8 protein-coding genes are annotated in these 13,423 nt (G+C 36.0%); all 8 read left to right on the forward strand.

What is annotated here, in order from left to right:
- Positions 1 to 2: 2 nt before the first annotated feature.
- Positions 3 to 1,367, forward strand: a complete 1,365-nt coding sequence (locus tag L1999_RS03405) for an ABC transporter substrate-binding protein (RefSeq protein ID WP_235742227.1) — start codon at positions 3 to 5, stop codon at positions 1,365 to 1,367.
- Between the two features lie 127 nt (positions 1,368 to 1,494).
- Entirely contained in the window at positions 1,495 to 3,303 is a 1,809-nt protein-coding gene (locus L1999_RS03410; RefSeq protein WP_235742228.1) for a sensor histidine kinase, read from the forward strand.
- A gap of 4 nt (positions 3,304 to 3,307) precedes the next feature.
- Positions 3,308 to 4,570, forward strand: a complete 1,263-nt coding sequence (locus L1999_RS03415; protein ID WP_235742230.1) for a response regulator transcription factor — start codon at positions 3,308 to 3,310, stop codon at positions 4,568 to 4,570.
- Between the two features lie 259 nt (positions 4,571 to 4,829).
- Positions 4,830 to 7,613 (forward strand): glycoside hydrolase family 3 C-terminal domain-containing protein, encoded by a 2,784-nt coding sequence (locus L1999_RS03420; protein ID WP_235742232.1) that lies wholly within the window; start codon positions 4,830 to 4,832, stop codon positions 7,611 to 7,613.
- A gap of 301 nt (positions 7,614 to 7,914) precedes the next feature.
- Positions 7,915 to 9,708: a cache domain-containing sensor histidine kinase gene (locus L1999_RS03425; RefSeq protein ID WP_235742233.1), complete on the forward strand. Its 1,794-nt coding sequence runs from the start codon at positions 7,915 to 7,917 to the stop codon at positions 9,706 to 9,708.
- Complete coding sequence (locus L1999_RS03430; RefSeq protein ID WP_235742235.1) at positions 9,701 to 11,266, forward strand: response regulator transcription factor; 1,566 nt, start codon at positions 9,701 to 9,703, stop codon at positions 11,264 to 11,266. The genes L1999_RS03425 and L1999_RS03430 overlap by 8 nt, the downstream gene beginning before the upstream one ends.
- 247 nt (positions 11,267 to 11,513) lie before the next feature.
- On the forward strand, positions 11,514 to 12,473 hold the full coding sequence (locus L1999_RS03435) for an ABC transporter permease (protein ID WP_235742237.1): 960 nt from the start codon (positions 11,514 to 11,516) through the stop codon (positions 12,471 to 12,473).
- 14 nt (positions 12,474 to 12,487) lie between these two features.
- Positions 12,488 to 13,390, forward strand: a complete 903-nt coding sequence (locus L1999_RS03440; protein WP_235742238.1) for a carbohydrate ABC transporter permease — start codon at positions 12,488 to 12,490, stop codon at positions 13,388 to 13,390.
- Positions 13,391 to 13,423 lie beyond the last annotated feature (33 nt).

Below are 13,423 nucleotides of genomic sequence, written 5' to 3' on the forward strand. Positions count from 1 at the left end.
GAATGAAAAAAGTTTTATTATTGTTTTTAAGCCTTAGTTTAGTTGTAGGCATTCTGGCAGCCTGCAGCGGTCAGAAACAATCCTCCAGTTCAGGTGAAAAAGGGGAACAGGATCAAAAATCGAAGGAACCAGTCACAATTAGGTTCTATACACACGGTACTGAAGATGGCTATGCTTGGAATAAGACAATCAGTGCTTTCGAAAAGAAATATCCAAATATTAAAGTAGATGTGGTTCAATTAAGCGAAAAGCAGGATGGACAGGAAGCATTGAAAAAGATTGATTTAGCAGCAGCTTCTGGCGAAGAAATGGATGTCGTCATGTTCACCAATACCCCTGAATATGCACAACGCGTGAATTTAGGAATGCTTGAGCCCCTTGATGACTTTATAAAAAAAGACGGCGGCTATAAAGTAGCAGATGAATATAAACTTAACCCAATAGTTAATGGTAAATACTATGGCCTTCCAGGGAAGTATGTTTCATGGTTTGTCTTATTAAATAAAGATAAGTTGGATGCAGCTGGCCTTGAAGTGCCAAAGAGCTGGACATGGGATGAATATATGGAATATGCTAAAAAGCTAACAAAAGATGGAAAGTACGGAACCTATTTTCATGGTCCATGGCAGGGTGCGTGGGCAAACTATATCAATTTAAGAATGCAATCCGAAGAACAAGATGCTGGTTTCTTGAAAACAGATGGCAATTCAAATATGGATAGTCCTCTTTATAAGGAATCTTTAGCCATGCGCTTAAAAATGGAGAAGGAAGATAAATCAGCCGTTCCATATTCTTCCATGATATCTCAAAAAATGAATTACCGTGATCAATTCTTTACACAGCAAGTAAGCATGATTGTAACGGGTACCTATATGATTGCAGAACTTGGAGGATCAGAGCGATTCCCTGCTGAGTTTAATGTTGCCGTTGCTCCATTCCCGCAAAATAAAGTTAATGAAAAAGGGGCATACTCGCCAGCTGACGGGGATATCCTCGGCATTTCGGCTAACTCAAAACATAAAGAAGAAGCATATAAATTTATAAGATGGTATACAACAGAAGGACAAGTTGCTCAAGGAATTAATATCTCATCATGGAAAAAGACAACAGAAGATCAAACAATCAAATTAATCAATGATACCATTGCAGGAGCTCAAAATCCTGAGAAGGTAGATAAAGATTCTTTAATCCACTCTGTTCAAACAACGATTACAGCAAAAGGTGGAAAACCTGTACCATATCAGAAGGAGATTGATTTGGCACTATCGACAGAGTTTGAAAAATTATTCTTAGGTAAACAAAGTCTTAATGAAACAGTCGCAAGCTCTAAGAAGGCCGTACAAGAGATTATCGCTAAAAATAAATAAATAGAAAATCTCAACTTTCTTACATGCAGATATTAGTATTTTATCACTTTGAAAGTTGAGTATATAATAAAGACAGGGGCGATGCCGCTTTTTCAGCCCCAATCATTCCTTACGAGGAGGTTGGTGGATGAAAACGCATATGAAACGAATGGCATCGTTCCTGTCTTTTCGTGATAAAGTGCTGATTATAGCGATTACATGCTTAATCCTGCCTGCGATTATTACGTTTACAATCTATAACTATTTAACAAAAGACGCTGTAAAAGAACAGGCTAATATCAGTGCTCAAAATGAGTTGAAATTAACAGATGAATACTTAAAAAAAGTATTCGAAGATATGCTGTATACACTTAACTTTATTCAGCTTGATACAGAGTTTAATGCCATCTTAAAAGATTCAATCAATAATAATATGAAACATGATGTGGCTGCCGATTATGAAAAGTTCATTAATGATCAGAAAATCCAACAAACATTGGATACGATTACATTAAAAGATCAAGAAGTATATATAACCATCTTGCTTAATCATGAAAAGTATTACACGAACTACTCCTTTCGTGAATTTAATCCGCTCGACATAAAAAAAGAATCATGGTTTATTATTTTAAATAGACTGAAAGGTTATCGTTCCATTTGGATTGCGCCCCAGCCGACTATGATTGTATCGGAGAGGAAAAATAATTCCTTTCAACTATCTGTTGCAAGACCATTAAGGGATAGTAATTCAGGTGTCTATGGGTATGCCATGGTAACCATAATGGGAAATAGAATTAACGAAATATTAAGCAGTGAAAATGCAGATCATAATATGCTGCTGCTAAATGAACAAAATCAGCTCATTGCAAAGAATCAGCCATTTCATTTGAATTTGTCTAAGCAATTGAATGAAATAGCGGAGAACTCTTCAAAAGATGTAATGACGATAGAGGGAAAAGAGTATTTAATCAATACTCGTGAACTATCGATTACGGGTTGGAAATTAATCTCGCTTATCCCTTATGATCATGCGATCTCAAAAATTAATTCAATATTCAAACGAGTATTTCTTTTTCAATCTCTTTTTTTTATTGCATTTTTACTGTTACTTATATACCTTTTAAGCAGATTATTGAATCGTTTGGTTGAGTTACGAAATGTAGCGAAAAAAGTCCAAAAAGGTGATTTGTCCATACGATCAATCGTAAAGGGGCATGATGAAATAGCAACGCTCTCTTCCTCATTTAATCAAATGCTGGATAAGGTAAATGAAGTAATTGAGGAGAATACGCTGACACAGTCAAGAAAGCGGGAAGCGGAATTAGCCATGTTACAGGCTCAAATCAATCCACATTTTTTATTTAATGTTTTAAATTCTATTAGAATGAAAGTTTTATTAAAACGTGACCCTGAAAGTGCGGAAATGATTAGTTCCTTATCAAAACTTTTAAGAATGACGTTTGATAAACATAAGGAAATGATTACTTTTCAAGATGAACTAGAGATTAATAAAGATTATATTCGCATAATGAATATGCGCCAAAGAAACCAAATCGAATTAAGAATGGCTGTTTCGGTTGAAACCTATCCTATCAAAGTTCCCCGATTAATCCTCCAGCCTATCATTGAAAATGCCATTATTCATGGATTAAGTGACCGTGAGGGGTTTATTTTAATAAAAGGGAATTATCTAAATGGTGTATTGATGGTTGAGGTTGATGATAATGGTGCAGGTATGAAGATGGAGCAGCTTTCCGCCATTAGAGAAACTCTCAATAAATCAGTTCCTGACACATCTACGTTAAGTGATTCTGGAAAGGGCTTTTCGAGTATTGGGTTAACAAATGTAAACGAAAGAATGAAATTAACATTTGGTGAAGCCTTTACCATGCATGTGGATAGTGAATTGGATAAGGGAACCAAAGTAACCATGTATATCCCAATTAGAGAGGAGTAGAATCATGTATAAGGTGATGTTAGTAGATGATGATTATCCTGTACTGGAATTCCTTTCAGATATGATTAATTGGGCAGAACTTGGGCTGATATTACAAAGTATCCATGTAAATGGATTGAGTGCTTTACATGAAGCCGAAGAAGATATGCCGGATATCCTCATAACAGATATTGGTATGCCGAAGTTAAATGGGATTGAACTTACAAAAATATTAAAGGAAAAAAATCCTTCATTACTAGTGACGATTCTTTCGTGCCATAATGAATTTAAATTTGCTCATCAGGCACTTAAATTAAATGTCCAGGAATATATTCTAAAAGATACATTGGATATAGAAGAAATTATTGTTTTGCTGCGCAAGTGTGTTCAACTCCTTGATAAAGAAAATAACAGTAAAAAGAAGCAGTTACAAATGAAAAGAACCATTGAGCAAAATAAAGGATTAATGAAAGAAAGATTTATAAATAAAACAGTTTATCAACCCATCCACAGCGTGGAAGTATGGCAGGAAGAAGCTCAATTGCTAGGGTGGGAGCCCAATCAAACGTATATGATTATCAAATGTACAATAAATAATTACCACCCTGTCCTACATTATTTTCAATCAGTTGCATTAATTAATTATTTTGTTCATTCTGTTATAACTGAGATAATCGAACAAGAAGCGGCAGATGCAGTTTATGGCCATTTTGAAAAAGAGATTTCCTTTCTATTTGTTCCGCTAAGATCAGCTCCGGAAAAGGACATGCTAAAAACAAAGAGGTTGATGGAAAAGATAAAGATTACCTTTCAGGACACATTTGATATAGCGCTTTCATTTGTGATAGGAGGTCCTGCTGCAAACCCCTTAGATATAAAAATCCAAATGGGGAAACTGATTGAGCTAAATATTTCAAAAATCAGTTCTAATGCTGAAATTGAAAATGCCTGTAAATATATTTTTGAAAATTTGCATCGAAGAATAACGTTAGAGGAAGTAGCAAATTATCTGCATCTTAATTCCAGTTATTTTAGCAGGTTGTTTAAAAAAGAAGTGGGCGAAAATTTTGTTAAATATGTTGTTAAACAAAAAATGAATCGTGCAAAGGATTTATTAGACCAAACTAACTATTCCATTCTTGAAATTAGTGATATGTTAGGTTATGAGAATCAGAGTTATTTTAATAAAACCTTTAAAGGCAGCGAAGGGATTTCTCCGATTGAATATAGGGGTCTCACCAACAAAACGCGAATTTTCAACGGTAAGGAAGCTGAATACAAAAGGTAGTGGGTTTAGAAAAATGAAAAGAAGAAGGTGTCCCAAAAGTATAACTTTTAGGGCACTTTTTTTTTATCACTAATTTTTACATGATTAATCGTTTAATTTTATATGTTTTTAATGTAAGCGATTTCTGATAGGGTGTAAAAGAAGGTATCCTACCGAAATTAATTGGTAGTAAGATCATTAACTATCTCAAGAAGGGTTTATCAATCCTGAATCTAATATGGATAACTTCATCTAATACATAAAAAACGGAGGGGAGAAAGTGAGCACACAAACTATTGGTGTTCCTTTAAAAGGTTTTGCTGAGTTTAGCAGGAAAGCTGCCGCTGAAGGAGCAGTTTTATTAAAAAATGATCGGCAGACTCTTCCAATAAAAAAAGGCGAAACGGTTTCTATTTTTGGCAGAACGCAAATCAACTATTACAGAAGCGGCACTGGTTCAGGTGGAAGTGTAAATGTTAACTATACTACTAATCTGTTAGATAGTCTTAGAAGCAAGAAACAGATCAATGTAAATGAAGATTTGGCAGCTATTTATGAAAAATGGATAGAAGATAACCCATTTGATAACGGCGGAGGCGGCTGGGCAGCCGAGCCATGGCATCAACAGGAGATGCCATTAACAGATGAGATTGCTCTAGAAGCAAGAAACCAATCCGATAAGGCGATTATTGTGATTGGAAGGACAGCCGGAGAGGATCAGGATAATGCAGCCGAACCTGGCAGCTACTTATTGACAGATGATGAAAAAGCAATGATTAAGCTTGCCGCCACATACTTTGAACAGACAATAGTTGTCCTTAATGTATCCAACATTATTGATATGAGCTGGATCAATGAATGTTACCAAAATTCGATTACCGGTTTGATTTACACATGGCATGGAGGTATGGAGGGAGGAAATGCTGCCGCCGATATTATCGTTGGTGACGTGACCCCAAGCGGTAAATTAACCGATACAATTGCTTATTCGATTGATGACTATCCATCTTCAAGGAACCACGGAAGTGAGCATGGAAACTATTATCAGGAAGATATTTATGTAGGATATCGCTATTTTGAAACTTTCTGCCCCCAAAAGGTTCAATATGAATTTGGGTATGGTTTGTCCTATACCAATTTTAAAATAGAGCCGAAAGAAACAAAAATTGTTACGAAAAATAGAGAAAAATATTTTGAAATAGAAGTGAAAGTGACAAATGCAGGAGCAATATACCCAGGAAAAGAAGTGATTCAGGTTTATTATGAAGCGCCGCAGGGCGAATTAGGGAAACCTGCTAGAGTTTTAGGAGCATTTGCGAAAACGAATTTGCTGCAACCGGGTGAAACAGAAACTTTGATCATTGAATTTCCTGTTAGCCGTATGGCCTCCTACGATGATGGCGGGGTAACAAGTCACCGCTCTGCCTTTGTATTAGAACCGGGGCTATACAATATTTATGTAGGAAACAGTGTGCGTAATGCCATAAAAATCGGAGTGGACGGAAAAACCGGTTATCTGGTAGAAAGCCTTAAAATTATCGATCAATTGGAAGAGGCATTGGCTCCAACGGAAGATTTTACAAGGATGAGACCAGGCCTTCGAAATGAAGATGGAACCTATGAATTAACGTTTGTTCCCGTGCCTAAACAAACGATTTCCCTAGTAAAACGCATTGAAAAGAATCTTCCGGCAGCCATTGAGCAGAAGGGTGATTGTGGTTTTACCTTAAAGGATGTATATGATGGGAAAGTAAGTATGGAAACCTTTATTTCCCAGTTAACGAACGAAGACTTGGCTGCCATTATTCGCGGTGAAGGAATGGGCAGCCCGCTTGTTACTCCAGGAACGGCTTCAGCTTTTGGGGGTGTAAGTGATCATTTGTTTAAGCTGGGAATTCCGATTGGCTGTACAGCAGATGGCCCATCAGGTATTCGGATGGACAGCGGGCATAAGGCTACGCAGGTTCCAATTGGTACATTGCTTGCTGCCACCTGGGATATCAAACTAATTGAAGACCTTTATGAACTCGAAGGGCAAGAACTTGTAAGCAACCACATCGATATGCTGCTCGGACCGGGAATGAATATCCGGCGCAGTCCATTAAATGGCCGTAACTTTGAATACTTTTCAGAAGATCCGCTGATTACAGGTGCTTTTGCTATCGCAACAGTACGTGGGATCAAAAGAGGCGGCTCCAATGCAACCCTGAAACATTTTGCCTGCAACAGTCAGGAAAGAGAACGACATAACGTGAATGCGATCGTCTCGGAACGGGCTCTTCGAGAGATTTATTTAAAAGGTTTTGAAATGGCCGTGAAAGTGGGAAGCGCCCAAGGGATTATGACCTCTTATAATCCTATCAATGGGCATTGGTCCGCATCGAACTATGATTTAACAACCACTGTCCTCCGCAAGGAATGGGGCTTTAACGGAATTGTTATGACCGATTGGTGGGCCAAAATGAATGATTGTATAAATGGGGGACCTTCAGATACGAAAAATACCGGCTTTATGGTTAGGGCCCAAAACGATTTATATATGGTAGTTCCAAATTATGGGGCAGAAATGAATGCTTCAGGCGACAATACGCTGGAATCTTTAAAAAATGGTTCACTAACCCTTGGGGAGCTGCAACGCAATGCGATGAATATTTGCCGATTCTTAATGGAGGCACCGGTATTCTTCAGAAAACAACAGAGTGGGGAAGAAGTTATTCAGTTTAAAGCCAATTCTGATCTTAGCCCGGAGAAAGCTCATCGTTTGTCACAGGATGGGAAAGTGTATCCTGGTGTGGAAGCATCAGCCTTGATAGATGTAGAGAAAGCCGGCATGTATCGTATTTTTGTTAAGACTAAGTCGGAGAATAAACAATTATCTCAGAATGCTTGCAATGTAACGTTAAATGATCAATTCCTGACAACCATTCAAACGAATGGAACAGATGGAAAATGGGTGACTCAAAGGCTGGTAAAAATTGAGCTGGAAGAAGGATTATACAAGTTAAAACTCGATTTTATCAAGCCGGGACTGCAGGTTGAGTGGATCGAATTTAAGCAAATTTAAAGACGAATTATAAAAATATTTTACTCAGGGAATAGTTCGTAAGAAAAGTCCCTATACTTTTTTTGATAGGCTTCCCCTAAGCAGACAGATAAAGTAAAAAATCTGTTTAGCCTTAGGGGTGCTTTTCATGGCGGATAAATTGGTTATGGCCCTCAAATTAAAAAAATTGTCGGAATTTTGGATATAAACACTTTAGTTTGTATTATAATTGTTTTAAAGTCTTAATTTTAGTAATAAGGAAGACTAAGTATTTGTGTTTTCTGGAGAGCAAGATTAAAAAAAAGTTATTGGACTGGTAAGGATGAGAAAAAGAGTTCTTCTGAAGTACTTAACAAATATTAACGATCTCAGTATCCGAAAAAAGCTGGTATTTTCTTTTTTTATAGTCGTTTTTATTCCCATTATGATTACGGGCTATTATTTAACACACCAACTACGGCAAATCTCCATAAATGATGCGATGAAGCAAAGTTTAGATGATAATAAAAGGATTGCCAAACAGGCTAACTCTTTATTGCAAATTCCTATTAGTATATCAAGTCAATTATTAATAGATAACCAACTAGAGGAATTCGCTAACACAAAATATGAAAATAAATCTCAATATGTTTCCGCATTTCAGCAGTATAAGCGTTTCGACGAATATATGGATCTTTATGATTTTGTTTCTAATATTCGCTTTTATATGAATAACCCAACCATGATTGATAATTGGAGAGTCATCCAACCCGATGGAATAGAGCAAAAGAAACCATGGTATGCAGAAGCAGTCAAACATCGGGGCTATATTGGATGGTATTACGCTGAAGATTTCACAAAAAATAATCGAAAATATTTAACATTGGTAAGAAGAATTGACTTTCTGCATGACAATAACTATGGACTGCTGGTTTTAGATCTTGATCATTCCTACTTTAATACGATTCTCGATGAGTATACTTCTCCTACGATTATTATAAATGGAAGCGATATCATCACCGCTAGCAAAAATGACCTGATAGAAAACGACATAACCCCGCTGCCTTCTAAATTACTAAAGAATAATGGGACATTTGACTTAAAGGTTCATAATCATTCTTATAAACTTGTTATCTCCAGTTTAAAGCCAGAATCCAGTTACAATAATTTTAAAATCGTAACGATTGTTCCTGTTAAAACGATTACTAAAGTGGCCAATCAAGCAAGCATGCTTGCTTTTGTATTCATTTTAATCAGTAGTATTATTGCGATCATCTTAATCTACTTTTTTTCTAAATTCTTGTCCAATCGGATTTCCCGTTTAAGTATACAAATAAACGAGGTAACCAAAGGAAATCTTGATACCAAATTAGATTTGGCGGGTAATGATGAAATTGGTAAGCTTGCGAATCAATTCAATTTTATGATCGATAATATAAAGAATTTATTGAACGATATTAAGGAAGCTGAGGCTCTGAAAAATTTGCAGGTAATTAGGGAAAAAGAGATAAAGTTTAAAATGCTGGCCAGTCAAATTAACCCTCACTTTTTATATAATGTTTTAGAATCAATAAGGATGAAAGCGCTAATTAATGGGGACAAAGAGACAAGTGATATAGTAAAAAAACTTGGATACCTGATGCGCAGAAATTTAGAGGTCAGCAGCTCGGACGTACCGGTAAAGAGTGAATTTGAAATGGTTGAAAGTTACTTGGCCATCCAGAAGTTTAGATTTGGAAGCCGCCTATCCTATGATATCTATATGGACCCCTTAGCAAAAACAATCAATATCCCGCCGCTTTCTGTTCAGCCATTAGTGGAAAATGCACTGATTCATGGATTACGAAATAAAGAAAAAGATGGATTTGTTTCTTTAAAAGCTAGATTGATAAATAATGAATTACTTATTGAGGTGGTTGATAATGGACAAGGTATCAGCCAAGAAAAGCTGAAAGAGATTAAAGAAAGATTAAATGAGATGAATGATCTTGATGGAAAACATATTGGATTGAGTAATGTTCACCAAAGGCTTCTGCTCGCATATGGAGAAAATTATGGCATAAAGGTAGAATCTGAGCCAAACTTCGAGACAAGAGTATACTTCACTATACCTTTAGGGGGAATTAAGAGTGCATAATGTGTTAATTGTCGACGATGAACCAATGATTCGAGAAGGCTTACAGCTAATTATTCCTTGGGAAGAATATGGTTTTTACATTTTTGATACTGCCTCGAGTGGTACGGAAGCATTAGAAAAGTATAACCAATATCAAGAAAATATTGATCTGATGATCGTTGATATTCAAATGCCCGGAATAAATGGACTCAGATTAATTGAGGAAATCAGAAAAACAAATCAACATCTGCACTTTATAATACTCAGTGGGTTTGCTGACTTTAGTTATGCGAAAAAAGCGATGTCCTGGGGAGTGGAAGATTATATTCTTAAACCAATAAATGAGAATGAATTGGTAACCAGTTTAGAAAAAATAAAAAAAGCTCTCAATGAGGAGAAACAGAAACAATTGTTGTTGGAAAAAACTTTCCTGGCGCGAAAAGAACAACTGTTTTCCTTTTTATTAACAAAAAATGAGGCAGTTGATGATGATACTTTCCTAAGTGAGGCGACGAGTCTTGGCTTAGTTTGGGATTCCTATCAGTTGATCCTGCTTCAGGAATTACAGCAGAATAATTTATCGAAACAAGAAACCGATTTAGAAGAGTTCTTAAAAAACTATTTTGAGGATGACAACAGAGGTATTTCAATTATTTATACATCTACCATTTATATTCTGTTGAATAAACAAATAACCAAAAACAAGAATTTGAAGTTTCTGTATATTGAATTAATGGAATTGTTAAAGCCGTATGGAGATTTTTGCTTTATTGCAGGTTCAGAAGTCAATCAGCTACCCGAGATAAAAAAGTCATTAGATGCAGCTCAGGAATTGCTGAAGAGGAAATTTTTCTATACTGAGAATACACCCATCAGTCCTGATACCGACATTAACCCAAAGTTGACTTCGGTTCCGAATGTTCATACAAAGAATGAAAATGAACTGATCGATAAGCTTGTTTATGGATTAAAAATAGGCAACAAGGAAGTAGTTTTAAAAATGGTCGAACAGGATTTTCTTGCTTTTATGGAGAATAGGGAAACTGAAATTGCGATTAAAAAGAGATATATTCATTTAGTTTCCTCTGCTGTAACCAAGTTAATCAGCGCTGATTCAACCCTCTCTTGGCTAGAGGGAGAATATCCAAACCTTGTCGAGCAAATTTATCATTCCACAAGCTTTAATCAGCTTGAAGCCGGCATCATCAATTTCTTTTCTATGATTTTAAAAGAGATGAAAATGGATACAAAAGAGGTGCAAATTGAAAAATTATTTGCATTCATTCATGAAAACTATCACAAAAATATAAAATTGGAATTGCTTGCGGAGATATTTAATTATAGCAGCCCCTATTTGGGGAAATTAATTAAAAATACAACAGGTGAATCCTTTAACACCTATCTTGATCATGTGAGAATCCAAAAAGCAAAAGAACTTTTAAAGAAAAATACCAAAGTATACAAGGTTGCTGAACTTGTTGGATACACGAATGTAGATTACTTTTTTAGCAAGTTTAAAAAATATGTGGGGGTTTCTCCTTCGGCCTTTAAAAAAGAAAAAGAAAAAGGATTGGCTTGATAAGACGTTGTAGGTATAGCTCCAAAAAATTTTAAAATAGAATAAGAGAGCCAGGTATCGTTAAAAAGGTACCTGGTTTTTCTATTTATTACATGAGTTTTGGTTCGGGCAATCTATTATTCATAGAAAATAAAAATTAAACTTTAAAATCATTAAAAACTATATGAAAAGTGTCTTAATTTTTCAGGTTTTTATATTATTACGATTCCATTACTATAGTTACATAGACATGTAGGAGGTGAGGAAAATGAAAGCGCAACCAGTAAAAGCGCAAAATCCAATAGTTTTAAAAACGAATCATTCAATTTGGGCCCAGATCCTAAACAAAAAGTATTTAATTTTAATGTCATTTCCTTTTGTGATTTGGGTTTTTGTCTTTTCCTATATTCCGATCTGGGGATGGACAATGGCATTCCAAAATTATAAGCCTGGGTTGCCGTTTTCACAGCAAGAATGGGTGGGCTTGCTAAACTTTAAACAATTATTTCTTGACCATGACTTTTATCTAGTCATGCGAAATACTCTAGCGATGAGTATCATGGGGTTGGTTGTTGGTTTTATATGTCCGATTGTTCTTGCCGTTCTATTACATGAGTTAAAAAATCAAGTTTTCAAGCGGACAGTTCAGACAATTTCCTATTTACCCCACTTTGTTTCTTGGGTAGTTGTTTCGGGAATTGTCATCCAGCTGCTATCTCCAGAAGATGGAATTGTGAATCAAATTCTTGTAAACCTTCACATTATCGATAAGCCGATACAATTTATGGCAAAGGAGAATTGGTTCTGGCAGATTGTCACAGCTGCGGATGTTTGGAAAGAGATTGGTTGGAATACCATCATCTATTTAGCTGCTATAGCTGGAATTGATCCGCAGCTGTACGAAGCAGCCAAAGTAGATGGTGCTTCAAGATTTCGCCAAATTTGGCATATCACCATACCCGGAATTCGTACTACCATTACTATTCTATTAATATTATCGATTGGTAACTTAATTAATATTGGATTTGAAAAGCAAATGCTGCTAGGAAATCCTCTGGTTCAAAGTCATTCCAATGTGATTCAGCTTTACGCATTAAACTACGGTATTAGTTTAGGAAGATTTTCATATGGTACAGCGGTTGGTATTTTCAACTCGGTTGTTAGTATTATTTTACTGTTTACATCCAATGCGATTTTCAAAAAGACAACTGGCGAAAGTGTAATGTAAAGGGGGGGATTACCGTGGCGAAGAAGAGAAACTCCTTACCTACGAGTACCTCTGATCGAATCTTTGATACATGTAATATTATTTTCATGATTATTGTAGTTGTTGTTATGCTATACCCGTTTTTAAACGTTCTGGCGATCTCGTTTAATCAATCACAGGACACTGTTAAAGGCGGCATTACGATTTGGCCTCGTGCTTTTACTCTAGATAATTATAAAAAGATATTAGAATACGATACATTGTTAATCGGATTAAAGAATTCCGTTTTAAGAACAGTGCTTGGGACGGCTTTGGGAGTCTTTTGTGACTCCATGATCGCCTATACACTAAGCAGAAAAGATTATCGAGCCAGAAAATTCATTTCTACCTTTTTGGCAATGACTCTCTATTTCTCTGGCGGACTTGTACCAGGTTATATGCTCATTCGTGATCTTCATTTGATGAATACATTTTTAGTGTATATCATACCTGGAATGGTGAGCGTCTTTAACATTTTCATCATTCGCTCATTTATTGATGGATTGCCAATTTCACTGCAAGAATCTGCAAAGCTTGATGGTGCAAATGATTTTGTCATTTATTGGCGGGTCATCTTGCCGCTTTGTAAACCAGTTCTTGCAACGATTGCTCTTTTTATCGCTGTAGGCCAATGGAATTCGTGGTTCGATACGTACCTTTATAACTCCATGAATCCCAATTTAACCACCTTGCAATTTGAGTTAGTGAAAATTATGCAAAACACGAACTCCACCACGAATGTGAACGCGCAAACTGCAGAAAAACTAGCCAATATGGTAACACCGGAATCAATAAAGATGGCAGTTACAATTTTTGTTACGGTACCAGTATTACTTATTTATCCATTTTTGCAAAAGTATTTTATGCAAGGAATGATACTTGGTGCTGTAAAGGATTGATGAAGGCCAGTTTTTTGAAATCGTTTTATAAAA

The sequence above is a fragment of the Neobacillus drentensis genome (genome assembly GCF_021560175.1).
In the GTDB taxonomy this organism is placed as follows: Bacteria; Bacillota; Bacilli; order Bacillales; family Cytobacillaceae; genus Neobacillus; species Neobacillus drentensis_A.

Coding starts and splice junctions, on each gene's coding strand:
- L1999_RS03435 (WP_235742237.1), top strand. CDS start 11,514: ATGAAAGCGCAACCAGTAAAAGCGCAAAATCCAATAGTTTTAAAAACG.
- L1999_RS03425 (WP_235742233.1), top strand. CDS start 7,915: ATGAGAAAAAGAGTTCTTCTGAAGTACTTAACAAATATTAACGATCTC.
- L1999_RS03415 (WP_235742230.1), top strand. CDS start 3,308: ATGTATAAGGTGATGTTAGTAGATGATGATTATCCTGTACTGGAATTC.
- L1999_RS03410 (WP_235742228.1), top strand. CDS start 1,495: ATGAAAACGCATATGAAACGAATGGCATCGTTCCTGTCTTTTCGTGAT.
- L1999_RS03405 (WP_235742227.1), top strand. CDS start 3: ATGAAAAAAGTTTTATTATTGTTTTTAAGCCTTAGTTTAGTTGTAGGC.